Here is a 22,676-nt window from a genome sequence, read left to right on the forward strand (position 1 = left end):
AAGTTTTATATTCTTTTTAAACGGATTCCTGACTTTTTGGTTTTGAATTTATCCAACTACGCTGGCTTTTTTTTAAATGCTTAATTTATTCTCCCCTGCTTTTATCGAATAGCTTTTACCTTTCCATACCAACACACCCGATGTATTTGGCGGCAGGTTGATCCAGACCGTCCACTTGCTTTTCGCCAATTCGTACTTTACCGACAGCTTGCCATTAGGATGTGGAATTTCGCCGCTCACATTTTTCAGGTCGCCTAAATGGGGTTCTATTTTTATTTTGTTGAAGCCCGGGCCATAGCTATTCACTCCTAATATCGTCCGGTAAAACTCGATGTTCGGGCTGGCGCCCCAGGCGTGACAGTCGGAGCGGTTATGCTCCAGATCGGATATCTCGGCCCAGGTGGTAAGACCCATATCGATGTTCTTGCGCCATATATCCAGCCATTGCAGGTAATCGTTACCCAAACCACCTTTGATTAAAGCCTGATGCAGATAATATTTAAAGTAGATGGTGCATTTGGTGATGGATGTATCGGTAAGCATTTTTTTGCAAACCGCCGCGGCATCGGCATCAGCCAGCATACCGGTTAATATCGCCAGGGTATTGGTGTGCTGCGAAAACAGTTGTTTATCTTCGGTATCGGCATATAATTGCCGGCCGGCATCCCAGTATTTATTTTGAATGGTAGTTTTTAATTGCGCGGCTTTAGCCTTGTACATTTCGGCGAAGGCGGGCATACCCATTTTCGCTTCCATTTCGGCAGCCTGGTTATAGGCCCACATCAGTTGCAGATCCAATACCGCCGAGTGGCCCTCTTTGCTTTGAGGGGCTTCGCCAAAATCCCAGCCTTTGTCGTTTACCCAGTCCACAAAAGTCCAATAAGGTGTATCTTTCAGCGAGCCATCAGCCTGTTGGTATTTACCAAAGAAAGCCAGCACGGCCCTTGCCCCTTCCAGCTTATCTTTTATAAAGGCGCTGTCGGGCCGGTACATCCAGTAATCATGCAGCATACCAATGTACCATAATGAAAAGGTAGAAATGATCTGTGGTGAGAAGGATGGGTGGCGGCTCAGCGTTAAACCTTCGGCAATACGCGATTGATCCATCTGGTTGATAGCGTTGCGTGCCAGCCGGTCGTCGCCACTATTATAGTAGGATACCAGGGCTTGGATGCGGGTATCGCCTACATATTGCAACTGCTCGTAGTAAGGGCAGTCGGTATAAGTTTCGCCGGCGCAAAGGCGGGCGGTGCGCCAGCCAATATCCAGTATCTTTTGCATTTCGGGCTTGCCGGTTTCCAGTTTGGCGTTCAGCTGGAAGGGATAACCGGTGAATGTTCCGTAAATATCATCAATAACCAAAGGCTCATTCGCGGTTTTAACCTGCAGCTGGATGTAGCGGTAAGTACGCCAGGCCAGGGTGGTGAATGTTTGACTGGCTGAGCCATCAGCGGTAATGCTATCCCGCCTTCCGGCAAAAATTTTACCGTCCACATCATTCCGGTTACCTTTAACTATGCCATGAGCCAGACTGTTGAACATGGATTCGGCATAAGTAAGTCTGATAGCCGCGTTTTTTCCTTTGCTAAAATTAAGCGTTACAAAAGCATTGGTTAAATAAGTTTGATCGAGCAGGAAAGTAGCTGTGGTATTAGCGGGTATTGTTACCGTTGTTTTTGCTGATGGAAAAGTTTTGGGCACATTTACCCCTTCCGCTTTACGGAGCACGGGGATCCGCTGATATTTCAATTCCATTTGCGGTAACGACGAGGGTACCAACATCCAGCCAAAAGCGTTCACGGTACCTTTAGGGTTACCAAAGTCGATTTTAACGGCATTTTTCCAGGAACTGTTGTCAAAATCAGTGGCGTTCCAGTTTTTGATGGTGGCGTTCATATCTACCAATTCGCCCGGACCTGCAACGTAATAAGGATGATAACCTATCCCGGTAAGCGGCCGGTAAGCTTTATCACGGATGCATTTCCAGGTTTTATCGGTATTCACTATGTCTTCTGCGGTGGTATTACCCTGCATAATGAAACCCGTGCAGATAGAGATCTGTGCTTCGGGGCGGTAATCACCCTCGTTCCAAACCAGTGCGGCAATGCTGTTGTTGCCTGCTTTGAGGTATGGGGCCAGGTCGACGGTTTCATAGTTCCAATAATAGGTATCGCCACGGGCCGGCCCCAGGGATACCAGCGTTTGATTTACGTATAATTTATACCGGTTATCGGCCGATACATGTACCATAAACGAGGCGGGTTTAGTGTTCAGACTGATGTTTTTGCGAAAATGATAAACACCGTAATCTTTTGCAGGCTCGTCGGGTGCGGTTATCCACACAGCTTTCCAATGCCCCCGTAACAACGATGGAGAAATGGTTTGCGACCGGGTGGTTGCGTTGATCAATAAGCAGCAGAGCAGCAGGGTGTGCTTAAAAAATAGCTTCATCATCAGGTTTTTTTATCGTCATTTACAGCATGGTTAGTGCCATAGGATTTATAACTATCGCTAAAGTAGTTAATTGACTTAGCATTACCTTATCTGTAAAAAGCAAATGTCTATCTGCGTACCTCTGCTATTTTTTTTGCCTTATGCAGTTCGGATCTCAGGCCTGTATTGATAAACCAGCCTTTGGTTATATGTCCGGCTTTATCGGTTTCAAATTCGATCTGCCGGTCGGTACCATCGCCGTAAAAAAACTTGGTATTTGACTCAGGTTTTAGTTCTACATCAGCTATCCCATTTTGATGGCGATATAATTTCCCATCCTTTTTGATGATATCGAAGCTTAAAGTTAAACCCTGAACATTACGGGAGTAAGCACCCAGGTATTTGTTGAGCATATTGGTATTTGTAGCTATTATTTCTTTATGAACATAGGGTAAGGCTACCTGTGCGTCGAACAAGATCCCGGTGATACCATAAGCTATATTGGAAACATTCGATTCGTTATTTGATAAAATGATGATGGTAACATCTTTTACCGGGTAACGTGTTAAAATAGTATGGTAACCTGGCCAGCCGCCGCTATGACTAATATAGCCCCCAAACTGATCTGTTCCGATACTTACTCCATAACCATAATATTTTTTAGCCAGCGTATCCATCAAAATTTGTGTTGCAAACATTTCGTTCTGAACGCCCTGACTCAATAAAGTATGGTTTTTTAATGCCTGATCCCACTTTAACAGATCGCCGGTTGTTGAATTAACAGTGCCATCGCCGACTATTCCATCCAGATAAAAAACGGCGTCATCTTCCTTTAAGCTATCGGGAAGTACATATTTTTTTAAACTGTCTGCAAAAACAAATCCATACGCATAATTGGGAATGGTCTTTTTTGCTGAGCGCCTGGTATTATAGATCTGTGAATGATCCATCCGTAAGGGGCCAAAAATGTTTGTATGCATGAAATACCAATAGGTTAACCCGGATACTTTTTCAATGATGCTGGCCAGCATAGCATAACCGGTATTGGAATACTCAAACTTTTTGCCCGGAGCAAAATTTGCAGGAACTTTTTGCGAAGCGAGAAAATTGATCATGTCATCATTAAACGCGATCTTTTTATGATCCCATTTATGCTCCATCGCGGTCATATAATCGGGCAAACCCGACGTGTGTGTGAGCAAGTTTTGTATAGTTACTCTTTTGTACGGAAGCTTCGGGAAAAATTTTCGCAAGGTATCTGTTAAAGACAGCCTCCCTCTTTCCCATAAAAGCAGGATCCCCATAGCTGTAAATTGTTTGGAAACAGAAGCTAATTCAAATACAGAATTGGTATCAAGCAGCTGCTTAGTATCGTAGTTACGGTACCCAAATGCCTTTTGATAGATCACTTTTCCGGCCTTTGCAATCAATACATTCCCGTTGAAGCTATTTACCGTAACCTGGGCCTGCATAAAATTATCAATGGAGGCCGGATAGTTTTGCTGAGCCAGCGTAGTTAAGGGCAATAAAAAGAGCAATATCAAAATGTTTTTCATAGCCTTTAAATTTAATAATTACCGCTGTCAATAAAAAGAAAGTCAACCGTCATAATACCGATGGAGTGAAATGAGGGGATCCTCCCAAACCGCTGCTAAATAATTTTTTTGTGATTGCCTTGCATAAATCATCTATCTTTAACTTTTGCCAAACCTATGCCCATGGACATTTTAACGATATGTATACTACTCCTGATTATATTTTTAATAGTAGGCAACAAAACGGATACCAACCGTAAGTTGAGCGATATTGACAATAAATTAGCTGAATTAAAACGGTTAACAGATGCACTTAAGTTTTACAGATCATCTGATGAACCGGCTAAAAAGGCCGAGGAAGCCAAACCCACCATCAGCGAAACACCTACTGTAGTTCCGCATGATGAACCGGTTAATATACCCCAACCAGAACCTGTTGTTCCGCAAGAACCACAACCGGAGCCGACATTTATTAAACCCGATCATATTGAACGGCAGCCTGAGGTAATATCAGATAGCTTATCTGCCATCCACCGACCGGTTAAAACCGGAGACTTTACTCCGCCAAAACCCAAAGAGCCGAAACCATCTTTCTTTGAAAGCCATCCCGACCTGGAAAAATTCATCGGCGAAAACCTGATCAACAAAATTGGTATTGCCATACTGGTTTTAGCCATTGGCTTTTTTGTGAAATACGCTATTGATAATGATTGGGTAGGGCCAATCGGACGCGTGGGCATCGGCGTTGTATGTGGGGCCATTTTAATTGGCATCGCGCATCGTTTGCGCAATAGTTATAAAGCGTTTAGTTCGGTATTAGTGGGTGGCGGTTTAGCCGTGTTTTATTTTACCATAACGCTGGCTTTTCACCAATTCAATCTATTTAGTCAAACGGTAGCGTTCATCATTTTGATCGTGATCACCATTTTCGCGGTACTGCTATCCTTGCTGTACGATAAGCAAGAGCTGGCGGTGATAGCCCTGGTAGGCGGCTTTGCCAGTCCGTTCATGGTAAGTACCGGGCATGCCAATTACGATGCCTTATTTATATACCTGCTGATACTTAACACCGGCTTGCTCATCATCTCCTACTTTAAAGCCTGGCGGGTCCTCAACATCATCAGCTTTGTGTTTACGGTGATCGTCTTCGCATCGGTGCTGTATACACTTACCGCGCCAAGCTATCATATCGGCTTTATTTACGCCAGTATTTTTTATGTGCTGTACTTTATTATCAATGTGGCGCATAACGTTAAGGAGAACAAAAAATTCATCGCCTCTGATTTTACTATCCTGCTCAGCAACACCGCGCTTTATTTTGCTGCCGGTTTATACCTGCTTACGGTGATGAAAGAAGAGCAGTTCCGGGGCTTGTTTTGTATAAGCCTGGGCGTGGTTAACCTGGTGTTATCCTACCTGTTATTCCGCAACCGCAAGGTGGATACCAATATATTGTACCTGCTCATCGGCATTACGCTAACCTTCATTTCGCTGGCGGCACCTATACAGCTGCATGGCCATAGTATTACTATTTTCTGGGCATCTGAAACCGTGTTATTATATTGGTTGTACCAGCGTTCGTCTATCCAGTTAATGAAGCTTACGTCTTTGCTGCTTTGGGTAGCCATGCTGCTGAGCCTCCTGATGGATTGGTACCAGATATACGTAGACAATAACTTAAGTCTCACCGTTATTGCCAATAAAGGCTTTATAACTACACTGGTTGCGGCCATCAGCTCATACCTGTTATCGCTATTGGCAGGTAAAGAAGAACCGACCACGGTAAAAGGCATAGCTGTTGACCGCCATGTTTTCAGTATAACGGCTTTGGCGCTTTTGTTTTTAAGTGGCTTATTTGAGGTTAACCATCAGTTTGTAAATCATTTCCCCTATACCTCACTTAATATATTATACATGATGCTGTACACGCCCGTGTTTGTGTATACGTATTACCTGGTATCGTTAAAAGTAAAAGCCCTCAACTTTAATGAAAAAATAAGGCTGGCCATACTCATGGTATGTGTTACGGTTTACCTGGTCTTAACTCCCGAATTTTTCGCCCTGCAACGCATCATGCTGAAGCAGCAAAAAGTGCCGGCAGGTCATTTCACGGCGCATTGGATAGCGGCCATTTTTGTTGGTCTTTTATTTTACCGCATCATTCGCCTGAGTCAGAAAAACCTGGATGCTAGGATGAAAGTGATCTTCACCTGGCTCATCAGCGCGGCCGTGGTATTGTTTTTAAGTTTGGAGATAAGCCTGCTCAGCAACCTGGTATTTTATAGTAATAGTCATTCCATTGATCGTATCGAAACAGTTTACATTAAAACCGGGCTGCCTATTTTATGGGGACTATTATCTTTTGCACTGATGTGGCTGGGAATGCGCCATAAGTTACGGGTGATGCGAATTGTATCGTTAAGTCTGTTTTCATTAACGCTGCTTAAATTATTTTTGTTCGATATTAATAACATACCGGTGGCAGGCAAAATAGCAGCTTTCTTTTGCCTGGGTATCATACTGCTGGTGATATCGTTCATGTACCAAAAGGTTAAAAAAATTATTGTTGATGATGAAGCCAAACCTAAGGATGAATAAAATATTAACCCTCACGACGCTATTTTGCGGACTGGTGCTATCGGCATCAGCACAACAAAATTTCAAATACCAGGCTACCTTGCCCAAGGTGGACAACACCGGTTTTTATCGTATCAGCCTGCAGCCTGCTTTTATAGCGAAAGCCAAAGCCGACTTGTCCGATATCCGGATAGTTGATGCCAAAGGTAATTTTATGCCTTATATACAGGCAGGCAGCCTGCCTCAGAAAGATCAAAAAAGCTTTGTGGTTTTTAACCCCGTTGATGCCAGGCTGAGTACCGATACCGGCACCACCTTTATTGTAGAAAATAAAACGGGCCTGGCGCTTGATCGCCTATGGATAAAGCTTCAAAACACAGCCGTACAACGCAAAGTAAATTTAGTAGGCAGCGACGATCTGAAACAATGGTTTGCCATTCAGGAAGATATCCCGCTACAGGAAGCCGTAGTGAATAGCGAGGGCACTTACATGCAATCACTCTCGTTTCCGGCAAGTAATTACCGGTATTTGAAATTGCTGGTGAATGATAAAAACAAAACGCCCATCAAGTTTTTGCAGGCTGGTGTGTATACAGAGTATGCGGCTACTTTAAGCTATGTAGCCATTCCTCCTGTTCAATTAACCCGTACTGACAGCAATAAAACCACCTACATCACCCTAAAGCTGAATGATAACTACCAGGTCAATAAGCTGCATTTAAACGTTACCGCACCGAAATATTTTAAGCGCGACGTTTCGGTTTACCAGGTTAGCGGGCATAATAAACAATTGCTTGGCGAAGCGGAACTGAACTCCACCAAAGCTACCGACCTGCTGATAGCCGCGAAAACCAATCAGCTGTTGGTACAAATAAGCAATGGCGATAATTTGCCTTTAACCATTACAGGTGCAAAGGCCTACCAATCTGCAGAGTCGTTGATCAGTTACCTGGATGGCAAACAAAGCTACCGCTTGCTGACAGGAGATCAATTGATACAGGCCCCAGAATACGACCTTAAATTTTTTGCAGACAGCATCCAGGATAATACCCCACAGATAAATCATGAGGCGGTTAGTCAAAACGCCGACTATCAAGCCAAACAGCCTATAAAAGCTGGCCGTGATTATACGGTGTTTATATGGATTGCCATTGTGGTAGCCGCGGGCCTGCTGCTTTTCCTGACCTTGAAAATGACCAAGGAGGTGAAGAAAAAAGCAGGGGAAAAGAACGATTAAAAGGCAACCCTGCCCGTCATCCCGAATTTATTTCGGGATCCCACAAGCCAGGTAATGAGCATGCATATTTGCTCTGCACGTGTCATGCTGAAACAAGTTCAGCATGACAAGCCCCCTCACCCTTTAATACTCAAAATATCGTGCACGGCATATTCGGCTTTTTCATATTGGAAGGTAAAACCAGAATCCAGCAGGCGTTTGGGTTTTACCCAGCGGCTTTTTAGGATCAACTCGGGTTCGGTACCAATCACTACGGCCCCAATGTCAAGCAGCCATTCCGGTGCGGGCAAGCCAAATGGCATCCCATAGCTTTTGCGTATAGTATGCATCATATCGGCATTTTTTATGGCGGCGGGCGCGGTGCAGTTAACAACCCCTTCAATTTCTGGATGATCAAGCAACCATTCGGTGCTGCGGGCAACATCATGTTCATGCACCCAGGCAATGTACTGCTCCCCGGTTCCTTGTTTACCTCCAAGACCAAACCTGACCAGATTAAGCAATCTCGGAAAAACACTATCGCTGCGACCCAACACAATGCCCATACGTAAAGCGATCTTGCGGGTATGTGGGGTTTCGCTTTTCAGGAAAACCTCCTCCCATATTTTACAAACGTCGATAGAAAAGCCATAACCAATTTCACCAGTTTCCTCATCCTGCGGATGGTCTTCTGCATGACGGTATATCGTGGCTGAAGTTACATTGATCCACAACTTTGGCGGGTTGCTCATTTTATGTATGGCGTGGCCAAGCAACTCGGTAGGTAAAACACGTGATGTAATGATCTCGGCCTTGTTTTTTTCGGTATATCGGCAGTTTACATTTTTCCCGCAAAGGTTTATCAGCATATCGGCACCGGCCAGGTGTACTGTCCAGCCGTTTTCGGCCTTACCATCCCAAACTACCGTACGGATGTTATCCACCGTTTTAGCCTGTTTACGGGCCAGTATGATCACTTCGTTTGCCTTGTCTTTATAATAGTTTGCCAGTACGGTACCTAAGTAGCCATTACCGCCGGCGAGTACAATTTTTTTGTAGGTTTTCATTAGTTCAGGTTTAAGATCAGTGCCAATAAAATAATACGGTATGCAACCCAGGTAATGGTCAATGTCCAACCCAGGTTCAATAGCTTAGTTCTGCGGATGTGTTCCAGAAACATTAATCCGGCCACTCCCATAAAATACAAGGCGTACACTTCAGACCCGAATTGAAGCCAATGGTTTATTACCATTGGAATTAAAAGCAGCAAACTGCCTGCCAAAGAAATGGTCATCATGTTGCCCAGGTAGGTCCAGGTTTGGCGGCGGTCCCAAAAGCTCATCACTGTTCCCTGGACAATGATCTGCCCGCCGCATATCATATACTCACGGTAAGCATTGCCTAAAGGCACCGTTGGGCTCAGTAAATGCGCGTAGGCGGTAAGCGTGTAGCCCACAATAAACCAGGTAAACAGCAGGTAAGCTATACGGTAACGTAGTTTAAACGTAGGCTGATATTCAAAACCATCGCCATCTTTATTCGGCGGGATAATAACCCGCCTGTTGTGTGATATAAAAGCGTAAAGCTTGCTCATGAGCCATACAAATGGCTTAAACGCGAACAGGGGCGCGAATACCGGCCATGTATTGCCTATTATTTTAAACAGGCTTTTGATGCCATAGGTTACTTCGCCGGTTTTTAGGTTGACCAGGGCAATTTCATCAGCAGCGCGCTGGCGATCGTACACCGGGCAGCTATTTTCGGACACCTGCTGATAAGCCTGCCGGCCATCGCCGGCCAACATGCCTGTTTTAACAAAAGCTTTGGTATATACACTGCACATAGGGCATTCAGCATCAAAAAGTACCACATGATCTTTTAGCGTTTTCATACTGCTATAATTTTATGTTCTGATGATTCAACAACACAAAATTACTATTTATTTTGAATTTTCAATAATTATTGAAAATATAATTAAAAAATCACCACTTCATTTTTTCTTCTTTCATCACGTGGTATCCTCATTTGAGTTATGTCTTATAGGGCTCTTCGTTTGTTGCCGGGAAAACGTGGGGTAGAGAAGCTTAATTATTGAATTTTTCTGAACCTTGATTAAAGGGATTTTTCACGGATTAATTTTTTTTTGCGTTCAAGAGGGCTCCGCCGTTTAAGGATTACCACGATTTTTAATTATTGAGTTGGTTTTCTTGACGCTAATAAGGGCGTTGCCTCCGGCACGCGCTATCCGCTTATACGCCACAAGGCATTAGCCACGGGCCGGTATCCGCTGCTATCGCTAACGCAGTTTAATTATTGAATTATTGATTTATTGAATTATTGATTTTCCCGTCAGCAGATAAGCTTCGGGCGAAAGCGGGCAGAACAATGGTGGCTTGTGCGGATGCGGGGCATAGCAAGTTTTGCAGAAGAACGGGGCTTGAGCGAGCGAAGCGGGGCAAATAATTGCGGCCCTGGTTCTGCCCGGTTTGCAGGGCAAAGGCCAGGAGCGCAAAGAAGCCTTTCGGCTGAAAGCGTTATTCGCAGTTATTTGTTTTTTATTGGTGCTCATTATCTCGCTGCGCTCGGTCTTGGTTACTTTGTGGCGACAAAGTAAAGGCCCTCCCGCGGCCAAGAGCGGGTATACGCCATGCCAAACTGCTCTGCCCTGTACAGCATAGTGATTGCCACGTCGTTCCTCCTCGCAATGACGCGCAGAGAGAAAAACGTATTATCACCCTTGCCATTTCAAATTATCTTAATAACTTTGAAAATCAAAGCACTTTCAATGGAAGAAAAAGACATTCATGCCGAGCTCAGTTCCATCCGCGACCTGATGGAGCGTTCGGCCAAGTTCATTTCGCTTAGCGGCTTGTCGGGCGTTATGGCGGGAATTTATGCCCTTATTGGGGCGGGCATTGGCTACAACCTGCTAAAATCCGGTGATTATGAACATCACAACGTGGTATCTATCACAGAGTTGTTTTTAGTGGCTTTCGCTGTTCTTGTTCTTTCTATCGGCACCGGTTTTTGGCTTTCCTATAGAAAGTCGCAAAAGAACGGGCAACCTTTCTTTAGCACAGGCAGCAAAAGATTGCTGATCAATATGGCCATCCCACTGGTAAGCGGTGGTTTGTTCACTTTCATCCTCATTTACCATGGCCATTATGGTATTGTTGCCCCGGCCACGCTCATATTTTATGGTCTGGCTTTGGTTGCCGGCAGCCATTACACCTATTCGGGCGTAAAGAGTTTGGGGATAATAGAGATTTTATTAGGTTTGCTTGCCGCGCTGATACCAGGATATGGCCTCCTGCTATGGACCATCGGTTTTGGCGTGCTGCATATTATATACGGCACCGTGATGCACTTTAAATACGATTCGTGAAAATATCGTTAGACCAGTTTGATAAAGCATTTGAAAATCGCATACGCCTGCAGATCATGAGCGTATTGGTTGCCAATGAAAGCTACGACTTTAACTCGCTTAAGGAGTTGTTGGACTTGACCGATGGTAACCTCGCATCGCACCTGAAAGCCCTGGAAAAAGAGGCTTATATGGAGGTGCAAAAAAGCTTTATCGGCCGCAAACCCAACACCCGCTACTCCGTTACCGAAAAAGGGCGAATTGCCTTTAAAAAGCACCTCCAGGCGCTGGAAAACCTGATCAAACAGCAGAAGAATTAATCGTCTATCTGTCTTTACTTACTCATCTCTTTCAACATAAAATCTAAAGCTGCCTTATCTGGTAAAGGCTTTGCCGCTGGCTTTTTGCCTAATATCATGATGCGCTGCTTTGTTACTTTGTCGCAAAACACCCTGTAAAAAGTCTTTTTTGCCCGTTTTACAGTTGCTGTTAAGCAGGTAATTTTATACCATCATAATTAAAGCTGACGAGCATGAAAATAGTAAGAGTACACTACACCACCCGGCCCGAATTTGCGCCTATAAACCAGGCCAATATTGCTGATATTGTAAAAGAGTTAAAAGAACTCAACCATCCTGGAATTAAATACGGCTGCTGGCTGTTGCCCGATGGAAAGACATTTATGCATTTTGACCAGTTTGAAAATGAGGCCGACCATGAGTTACTGACCTCTTTAGCATCATTCAAAAAGTTTGACGAAGACCTTTGGGCTAGCGGTCTCGAAATTGAACCCGTGCTCGAGTTGCTTTCCCCGGTTGCATCTACTGAAGAATTTTGGGGATAGGTAAAAGTTCATAAGTGTCGGTCTATTGTATTTTATAAAAAGTTGTCATTTCGACAAACTGCGACGGACAAAGCGGCGGAGTGAGGAGAAATCTTCTGCGTAATGCACTGCTTCAATTGCAAATCTCAGAAGATTTCTCCCTCCGGTCGAGAGATAGTTTCTCCTCGTGTCTCGTTCGAAATGACAACCTTGTTATCGGATGGTTATCCTTTGCCTATGGTTTTAACACCCCCTTTTTATACTTCACTGTACGGGCATCATTAATAACGCCTTTCCAGTTCAAACCGAAACCAAAATCATAGGTATTGCCTTGATCATCCACATAGCATTTCATATCATGGGGCACATCCTCAAACTGCTTTTCAACCGTTTGCATATCAGCGGGCATTTGCAGTGGTAACAATGCTGATGGCTCGCTATTGCCCGTCAGTATATCTAATGTAGCCTGTCCCTGTACGCCAAAGTCAACCACAATGGCATTGGCATTCTTTTCAAATTCCGAAAACACCATAGGGTTGGCCATATTAACCGAAACAATAACCGGCTTGCCTTTCATTTTGGTATAGGTATCATTCACCATAGCCAGATCGGTTACGTTGATAGCCGTTGCCGATTTATCTTTATAGGTACGGTTGGTAAATTTCTCCAGCGGATCGCCACCGGCTATGCTGGTTGCACGGGCATCGGTCGCGGTATATTTTTGATATTGCAAGCTTACCGGTACATAACCGTTGCCGCCATTTTTGGCATCCTCACTGTTATAACCTCCGCCGCTGTTTGGGCTGTTGATAAACACAAGGGCATAATCTGCCTCGTCGGGATTTTCGGTCACTTTAAAATATTTTTTTACTGTTTCTATATTCACGGGGTATTCCAGTTTTTCGGGGGTTTGCATACCCAGGAAGTTTTTGCCCGCCGGGGTAAATTGCTTAGGCACATACACCGTTTTGTTTTTCTGCAAAGGCAGAATATTACCCTTATTTTTCAGCAGTACAATAGATTTCAATTGCGCCTGGTAACCGGCATTCATAAAATCGGGATTGCCTACGATACTTTTTGATGCTTGCGGATCCAGGTATGGATTTTCAAAAAGCCCGGTACGGAATATATTCCTTAGCAACCGTACTGCCGACTGCTCAAACCTGCCCCGCATAAAGGTTTCGCCATGTTCTTTTACCCCCATCTGGTAAGCAGCCACCACCGGCGCTACTTCGTTATTACCACCAAACTGATCCACCCCGGCCATCAAAACCTTGTAGTGACGCTGCGCTACCGTCAGTCCTTCAACACCCCATGATTTACCCGACAAAAACTGATCGACCGCGGTTTCATCACCCGTCACCAGCCAGTCGGTACATACCACGCCGTCAAAATGATATTTTTTCCGGAGCAGGTCATTAATAATGTAAGAGTTATAGTTATTAGCCACGTTCTCTTTATTCTTGGTATCTTGGTTAAAGGATATCGTATAGTAAGGCATCACCGATGCCGCCATACCTGTTTTGCCCTTCAGCTTAAAGGCGCCTTCGGTAAAGGGGATCAAATGTTGTTTAAAATTGTTGCCCGGATAAACGGCGTATTTGCCATAACCATAATGCGCGTCGCGGCCGCCTTCACCGGCACCACCACCGGGCCAGTGTTTTACCATGGCGTTCACGCTACCGTACCCCCAACCACCGGCAATCTCTTTATCGCCAACGGAGGTTTGGAAACCATCGATATACCCCCGGGCCATATCGGCCGAGAGCTGCGGATCTTCGCCAAAAGTACCGCTCACCCGCCACCAGCGCGGATCGGTGGCGATATCTACCTGCGGCGAAAGCGCGGTAGCAATGCCCAAAGCCCGGTATTCCAACGCGGCTATATGGCCAAAATCTTCCACCACCTTTGGATCGAAGGTAGCGGCAAAACCCAGCGAACCCGGCCACATCGAGATCGAGCCACCCGCACCCGCATTAAACTCGGCAGTAGCCACAGTACCATGTCGCGGGTCGGAGCTGTTATTGTTGGGAATACCCAATCCTAAACCCTCCACAAAGGCCTGCGCGTTATTATTCCATTGCGCGGCCACCTCCGGGCTTTGTACCGAAGTGATCAGCACATGCCGAACGTTATCTTTTTCCAAAAACTGCTTTTGCTGATCGGACAGATCATAAGCTTTGGCACCGCTTTCGGCAAACACCTTACCACCATAAGTCCCCGCAAAAGGCCCGGCAGGTGCGGCGGGTATAGGCTGATGCTTGCTATATAACATCAGGCCGGCAATTTGCTCCACGCTCATTTTTGAGGCCAGGTCTTTCGCCCGTACATCAACCGGCAGGCGCCAGTCCTCGTACTTATCCAGCTTGCCGTTCTTGTTCAGGTCCTTAAAAGCCAGGCCATTCACCGTTAATATTTTTACGCCTGACGTGGTGGAATAGCCCAAGTTTTGCCCGCCGGAATTAGTCACCCAAACAACGTCGCCAGATCTTTTTTCTGTCCATTTGGTTTGGCCCATCGCTACGGTTGCAGGCAACAGACCCAGCAAGGCTATGAGTTTAAATTGGTTCGCCATAAAATTTAAGCAGGTTAGTTATAAATGCCATCACAACATATTGATGATGTTGCAATGGCGGTTTGTCTTATCTCTTGATTCTAACTTCTTGACTCTAACTTATAGTTTCAGTTCCTTGATAGCTTGCTCCGGTACCAGGGCTTTATTCACCTTCTCAACCGTAATATCCTTAGCTAGTTTAAAGGATGCTTTTTCTTCGATCATTCTTGATGACGAACCAACTTTCACCTCATACTTACCTTCATCGGCTATCCAGGCTTGCCTGTTAGTATAAAAAGAAGCCAGGTCGGCAGCTTTGATCACAAAACTCAACGTCTGCGACTGACCGGGAGCCAACAGGCGGGTTTTACCAAAGGCTTTCAATTCATCTTCAGGTTTATCCAGATCTTTTTTAGGAGCGGCCAGGTATAGCTGTACCACCTCTTTACCAGCTACATCGCCAGTGTTTTTTACGGTTACAGTGGCTGTAATGCTATTGGTAAAATTGGCTGAGCTCAGTTTCAACCCGCTAAATTTAAAACTGGTGTATGATAAACCATAGCCAAACTCGTAAGCCGGTTTAACTTTAGCCGCGTCGTAATAACGATAACCCACATAAATACCTTCTTCATAAACCACCTGCTCGGGTTTATCGGCAGGCGTGCCCGGGAAATTATTGGCCGATGGCACATCTTTATAATCAACCGGGAAAGTGGTAGCTAATTTGCCAGATGGATTTACCTTACCGCTCAGCACATCGGCAATAGCGTTGCCCGCTTCCAGGCCAGGTTGCCAGGCCAGTAAAATACCATCTACCTCGTCGCGCCAGCTGGCAACTTCAATTACACCACCAATGTTTAACACTACCGTCACTTTTTTGCCTTTGGCATGAAACGCGCATGCAATGGTTTTGATCAATGATTTTTCCGCGTCAGATAGGTAATAGTCATTCTCCAGTTTACGGTCGGCACCCTCACCGGCATTTCTGCCTATGGTGATCAGGGCAGCATCAGCACCATTGGCCTCGTCGGCTACAATACCGGCTACGTCCATTTCGGGGATAGGCGCAGGATGGTCAAAGAAATTTTTAGGTTTAGGTTGTTTCAGCTTCATTTCGGCAAGGTAAGTGGCATAGCTTTTTGACAGTTTTTCCTGTAGCTTATAACCGGCATTGGCCAGGCCCTGCATCAACGAAATAGTATACGCTTTATTAACATCGCCGCTGCCGGTACCTCCTGCAATAATATCGTAGGAAGTATTGCCAAATACGGCTACTCTTTTAGCTCCTTTTATAGGCAAAGCATGGTCGTCATTTTTTAGCAATACCATGCCTTGGGCCGCAGCTTCGCGGGCAACTTTAGCATGACCAATCAGATCGGGCTTATCAGAATATTTGTATTTGGTGAACGATGGCGATTTGATGATGATGTTCAGGATCCGCTCCACGTTGGCATTGAGCTGGTTGATATCCAGCGTACCATTTTTAACCGCGGCCACAATAGCCGCCGACTGTGTAGGGCTACCCGGCATGATGAGGTCGTTACCGGCTTTCATTTGCGCTACCGGATCGGCACCGCCAAACCAGTCGGTCATTACAAAGCCTTTAAAGCCCCATTCTTTTTTAAGGATGGTGGTTAAAAGGTCATGCCTTTGCGAGGTAAAAGTCCCGTTGATCTTGTTATAGGACGACATCACTGTCCAGGGTTGTGCTTTTTTCACTGCTATCTCAAAGCCGCGCAGATATAGTTCGCGCATGGCCCTTTCGCTTACAATGGTATTGATGCTGTTACGGTTGGTTTCCTGGTTGTTGGCGGCGTAGTGTTTGATGGATGTACCCACGCCGTTTGATTCCACCCCGTTAACAATGGCGGCGGTCATGCTACCGGCAATCAGCGGATCTTCTGAGTAATACTCAAAATTACGGCCGCCCAATGGATTACGGTGAATGTTTAAGCCGGGAGCCAATAGGATATCCACCCCGTACTCGCGTACCTCGTTACCAAAGGCCACGCCAACCCTATTTACTAATTCAGTATCCCAGCTTGATGCCAGCAGGGTTGCCACCGGGAAGGCGGTTGCATAATACGTTTTTGATTTATCGCCATTGCGGATCGGCTCGATCCTTAAGCCGGCAGGCCCATCGGATACGGTCATGGATGGGATACCCAGGCGGGCAATGCCATGAGTACGACCAGCCGCACCGGGCACCTTCTCTGGTATATTGTAAGCATCCGGATCAGATGGGGGCAATTTGAACCCGCCGATATCTATCGGCTCATTCATTTTATCTTTTGATGGCGGTGGCATGCCGGGCATTTTAAAGCCCATGCCCACTACCAGTTTCGACTTCTCTTCCAGCGTCATAGCAGCTATGATCTGCTTTACATTATTGGCACGCAGTTGCGGCGTCTGTGGTTTGCTTTGCGCCTGCACAGCTGTATGGAAATTGCCGGCAGCACACGCCATCATCAGCGCGACACCGAGTTTGTAGCTTATTCTCATTGATTAGGATTAAAAAGGTTAGCGCTTATTTATTGGTTATAAATGTCTAATTAACAGCAAATAACAATCATTGTGTCAATATTACACAATACTATGTATTAACTTTTTAAATTGCAAATGTTAGCAACCGAAAATAAATCAGCGCCGTTGCGGCAGACCATCCAAATGCCGCCTTTTATTAATGCTAAACCCTTTTTTAAAACTTTAATTAGTTTTTTTGATTTAGTATTTAATTCAGTAATCTTGAATAAATAATTCCGGATACCAATTGTAAGGCCGCCCCTTTTAATCCCGGCGCTTAAATATGATTTATTGTAAAAAAGACAGGTATCACCCTTTCTTTTGTTGAACTTTATATGCCTATGAACAGAACCAAAGTAGCCATACTCGGAGCCGGTTTTATTACCGATATCCACATGGAATCGTACCATCGCTTTATACCTGAAGCCGAAGTGGTAGCCGTATATGCCCGTAACCCGGATAAAGCCAAAGCCTTTGCCGAAAAATATGAGATAGCCCAATGGTTTGATGATATCGATCAGCTCATCGCCGAGTCGGGTTGCGAGGTGGTGGATATTTGCCTGCCCAATTACCTGCATGCACAAGCCACCATTAAGGCGGCTAATGCCGGTAAACATATTATTATTGAAAAGCCGCTGGCCTTAACGCTGGAAGAAGCTGATGAGATGATAGCCGTTTGCAAAGCCAATAAGGTAAAATTGATGTATGCCGAGGAGCTTTGCTTCGCGCCAAAATATGAGCGTGCCCGGCAATTGGTTAAAGACGGTGCCGTAGGCGAAGTTTTTATGCTGAAACAGGGCGAAAAACATTCGGGTCCGCATAGTGATTGGTTTTATGATATTAACCTGGCTGGCGGTGGTGTTATTATGGATATGGGCTGCCATGCACTGGGTTGGTTCAGGTGGATGCTTGATCATGCTAAGGTGAGCAATGTGTACGCCACCATGAGCACCGTATTTCATAAAGGCCGTACCAAGGGCGAAGATAACTCGGTGATTATTGTGGAGTTTGAGAATGGGGTGACCGCCGTAGCCGAAAACAGCTGGGCCAAACACGGCGGCATGGATGATCGTTGCGAGATTTATGGTACCGGGGGCGTAATTTATGCCGATCTGTTTATGGGCAACGCTGCGGTAACTTATAGCCGGGAAGGATATGGCTATGCCATGGAAAAGGCCGATACTTCCAAAGGCTGGAGCTTCACCATTTTTGAAGAGGCCTTTAACCAGGGTTACCCGCATGAGCTGAAACACTTTATTGATTGTGTGCGCCACGATAAAACTCCGCTGGTAACCGGTGAAGACGGCAGGGCTGTTCTGGAGATCATTTACGCGGCTTATGCCTCTGCCGGAGTAGGTAAAAAGATAAACCTGCCATTTTCGGCTAAAGTAGCCAAACCTATCGACCTTTGGTTAAAACATCAATAAGCGGGCATGACTATACAACGGTATAAAGATTACGATTCGTTATCATCAGCGGCAGCTTATTGGGTATGGCGGCAAATCAAACAGAAACCCGATTCACTGATCTGCTTCCCTTCAGGCGAATCACCTACCGGGATGTTTAAATTCCTGGTACAATATGTCAAGGAGGGGAAGATAGATTTTAGTCGCACGCATTTTGTGGGTTTGGATGAATGGATAGGCATGGATAAAAATGATGAAGGCAGCTGCAGTCATTACCTGCATGAACATTTCTTTTCCCTGTTAAAGATAGCACCCGCACAGCTGAGTTTTTTTGATGCCAAGGCTGCTGATCTTGATGAAGAGTGTGAAAAAATGAATAAGCATATTCAGGATCTCGGTGGCTTGGATATGATGATCGTAGGTATTGGGATGAACGGACATATCGGCTTGAATGAGCCCGGTACGGATTTTAATAACTATGCTCATCACTCCGCATTAGCTCCCGTGACCATCGATGTAGCCAAAAAATATTTTACACAGCAACCACAATTAACTGAAGGGATCACCCTGGGACTTCGTCATTTGGCCGAAGCCCGGACACCGATGCTGATCGCTAGTGGAGCGAAAAAGGCGGGCATCATAGCGCAGGCCCTAAACGGCCCGGTAACAACGGATGTACCGGCATCTATCTTTCAAACCCTGCCAAACGCACAGATCTTTTTAGATCATAGCGCGGCAGAAAAGTTGAATAAGGAGTAAAATAAAAGAACAGCTACACACCAATATCGACAAAATCTATATAAATAAAACATCGAATAGTTTTTACATATAATACCCAATCACTATGCCCGATCAACCAAAAAAACCACAGCAAACAGCAGATCATTTAACTTATGATGCCATTGTTATAGGCTCTGGCATCAGTGGTGGCTGGGCCGCCAAGGAATTATGCGAGCTGGGTTTAAAAACCCTGGTACTGGAACGCGGTCGTAATGTAGAGCATATCAAAGACTATCCAACCGCTACCCTGGATCCCTGGCAGTTTAAACACCGCGGGCAAATGACCCGGGAGTTTTTGGATGAGAACCCATTGATCAGCAAAGCGGCGGGTTTTGGTGAAGACGATGCGCATTTTTTTATAAAAGATAAAGACCATCCTTATATACAGGAAAAACCATTTGACTGGATACGTGGGTACCAGGTTGGCGGCAAGTCACTTACCTGGGGGCGCGCCTGCCAGCGCTGGAGCAAATATGAATTTATCAATCCCGAGCGGTTTGGCTATGGCATTGCCTGGCCTATTAGTTACGATGATGTAGCGCCCTGGTATTCGCACGTAGAAAAATTTATCGGCGTGTGTGGTAATAAAGATGGCATCGAATCCATGCCCGATGGCGAGTTTCTGCCTCCTTTCGATATGAATTGCGTGCAGGAGTTAGTCAGCAAAAAGATCAGTGAAAACTATCCCGACCGGCACCTGGTGCATGCGCGCTGGGCGCACTTAACCAAACCCAATCAGCTCCATCTGGATCAGGGACGCGGCAAATGCCAGGCACGCAACCTGTGTATGCGGGGCTGTCCGTTTGGTGGTTATTTCAGTTCCGTAAGCTCCACACTACCCTGGGCTAAGCGTACCGGAAATCTCACCGTCAGGCCATTTTCGGTAGTGCACTCCGTTATTTATGATGAAAAGCTGCGCAAGGCCACGGGTGTTAAAGTAATTGATGCCAACACAAAAGAGGCAATAGAATATAAAGCGAAGATCATTTTTATGAATGCCTCTGCGCTGAACACCAATCTCATCTTGCTGAATTCCACCTCTGCACGTTTCCCTAACGGGCTTGGAAATGATAATGGATTGTTGGGCAAGTATGTGGCCTTCCAAAACTACCGCGCATCGGTAACTGCCAGCATGGACGGCTTTTTAGACCGGTACTATTTTGGCCGCAACCCTACGGAGCTGATCCTGGCTAATTATCGCAACCTGCAACGTCAGGATACCGATTATAAAGGTGGATTTACTACTTTTATGGGAGCCTATCGCCACCAACACCCTACCGAAAAACCCGTTGGTGAAATTGGCGGCAACTATAAAGATGCCTTAACCGAACCCGGACCATGGCAGGTGTACATGTACCTGCAAGGCGAAACCATTCCCAAAGAAAGCAACCATGTTCGTCTGAGTAAAGATCAAAAAGATCAGTGGGGTATACCACTATTGATTACTTCCGTGGAATATGATGATAACGATGAACGCATGATCCAGGATTTTTTAACCCAAAGTGCCGAAATGCTGAAACGATCCGGCTGTACCAACATTGAAAAGCATGAGAACAAACAAGCGCCCGGCCTCGATATTCATGAAATGGGTGGTGTGCGCATGGGTAAAGATCCTAAAACCTCACTGCTCAATCAATGGAATCAACTACACCTGTGCAAAAATGTATTTGTGACCGATGGCGCCTGCATGACCAGCACCGGCAACCAAAGTCCGTCGATATTATATATGGCTTTGACTGCAAGGGCGGCTAATTACGCGGTGGAAGAGATCAGGAAAGGGAATTTGTAGCCAATTAACAGATCGAATTAAAGATTAAAAAGTCAGGGCTTGTGCGATTCCTTCCCTCGGGAAGGGAAGGTAGGGGTTTCGTAAGCATGACAGGGTTTCTATCGCACGCATAAACCCCTCCCTGCCAAAACACAATCCGGCGCGCCCCTCCCGTGGGGAGGGAATTAAAAATGTTATTTTACAAAAAAGAGCCAAAGCAGGTAACCTACCCACACCAGTATATTGGAGTAAACACCAGCCAGTACATCGTCCATCATAACACCCGTGCCGCTGGGCAGGGCCTCCATTTTACGGATTCCCAAAGGTTTTACGATATCAAAAAAGCGGAACAGGATAAGTCCGCCGATCAGGGTATAAATATTCATGGGCACAAACACCACGGCTATCAGCATACCGGCCACCTCATCGATCACCACGCGCGAACTGTCTTCACCCCAATCGGGTTCAACTTTGTTACTTACGTAAACACCCAACAGGGTTATTACAATGGTAATGACAAACAGGTACCAGGGATTTTGCAACACGGGGCTTTGCCATAACAACCAGATAAACCCACAGGTTACTATAGCCGCATAGGTACCGCCACCTTTTAAAAAGCCGATGCCAAATATAGAGGCGATAATTTTATTGATGTTCATTTGTTCAATGGTTCATTAGTTCATTGGGCATCTTTCAGTTCCCCTCTTGAGGGGGGTGAGCGTTAGGCAGTGTTGTGGCAGGGTGTGTTATTCGCTTTCATAAATACAGCCCTCCGCCCCTCTCAAGAGGGGATTCGCACAAGCCCAACCTGGACAAAATATTTTCGCCTTACTGCCAACTCAAAACTGCCAACTACTATTGTTTATCCAGCACATCCTCCGCTGCTTCGGCTACTTCCGGTTCAATAGTGTGCCTTTTAGGAAAGTTGAATAACAGTGATGTGAGTACCGGGATAATAAATATGCCCACGGTAAATACCGAGGTAAAAATATCAGCCTTCTCGCTTTCCATAAATTTGGAGAAGGATGACGTTTCATTAAAATGTACATACAATGATGCCGACAGTTTAATACCCAACACACCGATCACAATAAAGGCAACGGTTTCCAGAAAAGTAAACTTCTCCATCAGTTTCACAAAAGCTTGGGCCACAAAACGCATAGCCAGTATGCCGATGAATACACCAATGTATATCAACACTACGTGATCTGTAAAGGCCACGGCAGCAAACACGTTATCGATAGAAAAGGCCAGGTCCATCAGCTCAACCAAAGCCACAGTTGCCCAGAACACGCCAAACACGCCCACTGTTGAGCGGTAAAGCCAATTCTTGCTTTTATCAACCTCTTCTTCTCCGCCATCGTTATTGGCAGCCTGGATTTTACCTTTAAAATAATCAAAGCTCAGATACAAAAGATATAAGCCGCCAATAGGTTTTAACCACCAGATCTTTACCAGCCAGGCCGCTAAAAATAAACATACCCCACGCAATACATAAGCGCCGATTATACCATACCTCAACGCTTTTTTACGCTGATGGGGTGGCAGGTCCAGCACCATGGTAGCCAGCACCGCGGCATTATCAACAGAGAGCAAGCTCTCAATAACTATCAGGTTTAAAATGATGAGCAAACCGGCTTTAATATCGGGGCCCAGGATGGTGTGTAAGAAATCCATATTAACAGGTAAGGAATTAA

The 22,676-nt window shown here is 45.5% G+C and carries 16 protein-coding genes; 8 read left to right on the forward strand and 8 right to left on the reverse strand.

Going from position 1 to position 22,676, the window contains the following annotated elements:
- Window positions 1-72: 72 nt before the first annotated feature.
- Together AC57BQ_RS20355 and AC57BQ_RS20360 are read right to left on the reverse strand one after the other, a co-directional pair.
- A complete protein-coding gene (locus AC57BQ_RS20355) occupies window positions 73-2,454 on the reverse strand; it encodes an alpha-L-rhamnosidase-related protein (protein ID WP_496408008.1) in 2,382 nt (793 codons plus the stop codon).
- A gap of 107 nt (window positions 2,455-2,561) precedes the next feature.
- On the reverse strand, window positions 2,562-3,989 hold the full coding sequence (locus AC57BQ_RS20360) for a serine hydrolase domain-containing protein (RefSeq protein ID WP_496408009.1): 1,428 nt from the start codon (window positions 3,987-3,989) through the stop codon (window positions 2,562-2,564).
- A gap of 162 nt (window positions 3,990-4,151) precedes the next feature.
- On the opposite strand from AC57BQ_RS20360, the gene AC57BQ_RS20365 reads away from it, so the two are divergent.
- Together AC57BQ_RS20365 and AC57BQ_RS20370 are read left to right on the forward strand one after the other, a co-directional pair.
- Window positions 4,152-6,566 carry a DUF2339 domain-containing protein gene (locus AC57BQ_RS20365; protein ID WP_496408010.1) on the forward strand — a complete coding sequence of 805 codons (2,415 nt, stop codon included), beginning with the start codon at window positions 4,152-4,154 and terminating at the stop codon, window positions 6,564-6,566.
- The gene (locus AC57BQ_RS20370) at window positions 6,559-7,782 is read left to right on the forward strand and encodes a DUF3999 family protein (protein WP_496408011.1); all 1,224 of its coding nucleotides are present in this window, start codon (window positions 6,559-6,561) and stop codon (window positions 7,780-7,782) included. Before AC57BQ_RS20365 ends, AC57BQ_RS20370 begins: the two co-directional genes overlap by 8 nt.
- A gap of 116 nt (window positions 7,783-7,898) precedes the next feature.
- Here AC57BQ_RS20370 and AC57BQ_RS20375 read toward each other — a convergent pair whose 3' ends face one another.
- Window positions 7,899-8,828, reverse strand: coding sequence for a TIGR01777 family oxidoreductase (locus tag AC57BQ_RS20375; protein ID WP_496408012.1), 930 nt, complete (start codon window positions 8,826-8,828; stop codon window positions 7,899-7,901).
- A complete protein-coding gene (locus AC57BQ_RS20380; RefSeq protein WP_496408013.1) occupies window positions 8,828-9,652 on the reverse strand; it encodes a DCC1-like thiol-disulfide oxidoreductase family protein in 825 nt (274 codons plus the stop codon). Before AC57BQ_RS20380 ends, AC57BQ_RS20375 begins: the two co-directional genes overlap by 1 nt.
- Window positions 9,653-10,525: 873 nt before the next feature.
- On the opposite strand from AC57BQ_RS20380, the gene AC57BQ_RS20385 reads away from it, so the two are divergent.
- The 3 genes from AC57BQ_RS20385 to AC57BQ_RS20395 all read left to right on the forward strand — a co-directional run bounded on the left by AC57BQ_RS20385 (window position 10,526) and on the right by AC57BQ_RS20395 (window position 11,969).
- Entirely contained in the window at window positions 10,526-11,146 is a 621-nt protein-coding gene (locus AC57BQ_RS20385) for a hypothetical protein (RefSeq protein ID WP_496408014.1), read from the forward strand.
- Window positions 11,143-11,445, forward strand: a complete 303-nt coding sequence (locus tag AC57BQ_RS20390; protein ID WP_496408015.1) for a winged helix-turn-helix domain-containing protein — start codon at window positions 11,143-11,145, stop codon at window positions 11,443-11,445. Before AC57BQ_RS20385 ends, AC57BQ_RS20390 begins: the two co-directional genes overlap by 4 nt.
- 212 nt (window positions 11,446-11,657) lie before the next feature.
- Window positions 11,658-11,969 (forward strand): hypothetical protein, encoded by a 312-nt coding sequence (locus AC57BQ_RS20395; RefSeq protein ID WP_496408016.1) that lies wholly within the window; start codon window positions 11,658-11,660, stop codon window positions 11,967-11,969.
- A 214-nt stretch (window positions 11,970-12,183) separates the two neighbouring features.
- Here the strand turns inward: AC57BQ_RS20395 and AC57BQ_RS20400 are convergent, their stop codons facing one another.
- Together AC57BQ_RS20400 and AC57BQ_RS20405 are read right to left on the reverse strand one after the other, a co-directional pair.
- On the reverse strand, window positions 12,184-14,523 hold the full coding sequence (locus AC57BQ_RS20400; RefSeq protein WP_496408017.1) for a glycoside hydrolase family 3 protein: 2,340 nt from the start codon (window positions 14,521-14,523) through the stop codon (window positions 12,184-12,186).
- A gap of 99 nt (window positions 14,524-14,622) precedes the next feature.
- Entirely contained in the window at window positions 14,623-17,004 is a 2,382-nt protein-coding gene (locus tag AC57BQ_RS20405; RefSeq protein WP_496408018.1) for a glycoside hydrolase family 3 C-terminal domain-containing protein, read from the reverse strand.
- A gap of 362 nt (window positions 17,005-17,366) precedes the next feature.
- On the opposite strand from AC57BQ_RS20405, the gene AC57BQ_RS20410 reads away from it, so the two are divergent.
- The 3 genes from AC57BQ_RS20410 (at window position 17,367) to AC57BQ_RS20420 (ending at window position 21,000) form a co-directional block, all read left to right on the forward strand.
- Window positions 17,367-18,452 carry a Gfo/Idh/MocA family protein gene (locus tag AC57BQ_RS20410; RefSeq protein ID WP_496408019.1) on the forward strand — a complete coding sequence of 362 codons (1,086 nt, stop codon included), beginning with the start codon at window positions 17,367-17,369 and terminating at the stop codon, window positions 18,450-18,452.
- Window positions 18,453-18,458: 6 nt separating this feature from the next.
- Window positions 18,459-19,190 carry a 6-phosphogluconolactonase gene (locus AC57BQ_RS20415; RefSeq protein ID WP_496408020.1) on the forward strand — a complete coding sequence of 244 codons (732 nt, stop codon included), beginning with the start codon at window positions 18,459-18,461 and terminating at the stop codon, window positions 19,188-19,190.
- An 85-nt stretch (window positions 19,191-19,275) separates the two neighbouring features.
- Window positions 19,276-21,000, forward strand: coding sequence for a GMC oxidoreductase (locus tag AC57BQ_RS20420; protein WP_496408021.1), 1,725 nt, complete (start codon window positions 19,276-19,278; stop codon window positions 20,998-21,000).
- A gap of 173 nt (window positions 21,001-21,173) precedes the next feature.
- Here AC57BQ_RS20420 and AC57BQ_RS20425 read toward each other — a convergent pair whose 3' ends face one another.
- Together AC57BQ_RS20425 and AC57BQ_RS20430 are read right to left on the reverse strand one after the other, a co-directional pair.
- Window positions 21,174-21,638 carry a phosphatidylglycerophosphatase A family protein gene (locus AC57BQ_RS20425; protein WP_496408022.1) on the reverse strand — a complete coding sequence of 155 codons (465 nt, stop codon included), beginning with the start codon at window positions 21,636-21,638 and terminating at the stop codon, window positions 21,174-21,176.
- A 196-nt stretch (window positions 21,639-21,834) separates the two neighbouring features.
- Entirely contained in the window at window positions 21,835-22,656 is an 822-nt protein-coding gene (locus AC57BQ_RS20430) for a TerC family protein (RefSeq protein ID WP_496408023.1), read from the reverse strand.
- Window positions 22,657-22,676 lie beyond the last annotated feature (20 nt).

This window comes from Mucilaginibacter sp. BGA-UO-ETr-C110 (genome assembly GCF_059567985.1).

What these genes read in the sequence shown, in the direction of transcription:
- AC57BQ_RS20355 (WP_496408008.1), bottom strand. Translation starts at nt 2,454, where the DNA reads ATGATGAAGCTATTTTTTAAGCACACCCTGCTGCTCTGCTGCTTATTG.
- AC57BQ_RS20360 (WP_496408009.1), bottom strand. Translation starts at nt 3,989, where the DNA reads ATGAAAAACATTTTGATATTGCTCTTTTTATTGCCCTTAACTACGCTG.
- AC57BQ_RS20365 (WP_496408010.1), top strand. Translation starts at nt 4,152, where the DNA reads ATGGACATTTTAACGATATGTATACTACTCCTGATTATATTTTTAATA.
- AC57BQ_RS20370 (WP_496408011.1), top strand. Translation starts at nt 6,559, where the DNA reads ATGAATAAAATATTAACCCTCACGACGCTATTTTGCGGACTGGTGCTA.
- AC57BQ_RS20375 (WP_496408012.1), bottom strand. Translation starts at nt 8,828, where the DNA reads ATGAAAACCTACAAAAAAATTGTACTCGCCGGCGGTAATGGCTACTTA.
- AC57BQ_RS20380 (WP_496408013.1), bottom strand. Translation starts at nt 9,652, where the DNA reads ATGAAAACGCTAAAAGATCATGTGGTACTTTTTGATGCTGAATGCCCT.
- AC57BQ_RS20395 (WP_496408016.1), top strand. Translation starts at nt 11,658, where the DNA reads ATGAAAATAGTAAGAGTACACTACACCACCCGGCCCGAATTTGCGCCT.
- AC57BQ_RS20400 (WP_496408017.1), bottom strand. Translation starts at nt 14,523, where the DNA reads ATGGCGAACCAATTTAAACTCATAGCCTTGCTGGGTCTGTTGCCTGCA.
- AC57BQ_RS20405 (WP_496408018.1), bottom strand. Translation starts at nt 17,004, where the DNA reads ATGAGAATAAGCTACAAACTCGGTGTCGCGCTGATGATGGCGTGTGCT.
- AC57BQ_RS20410 (WP_496408019.1), top strand. Translation starts at nt 17,367, where the DNA reads ATGAACAGAACCAAAGTAGCCATACTCGGAGCCGGTTTTATTACCGAT.
- AC57BQ_RS20415 (WP_496408020.1), top strand. Translation starts at nt 18,459, where the DNA reads ATGACTATACAACGGTATAAAGATTACGATTCGTTATCATCAGCGGCA.
- AC57BQ_RS20420 (WP_496408021.1), top strand. Translation starts at nt 19,276, where the DNA reads ATGCCCGATCAACCAAAAAAACCACAGCAAACAGCAGATCATTTAACT.
- AC57BQ_RS20425 (WP_496408022.1), bottom strand. Translation starts at nt 21,638, where the DNA reads ATGAACATCAATAAAATTATCGCCTCTATATTTGGCATCGGCTTTTTA.
- AC57BQ_RS20430 (WP_496408023.1), bottom strand. Translation starts at nt 22,656, where the DNA reads ATGGATTTCTTACACACCATCCTGGGCCCCGATATTAAAGCCGGTTTG.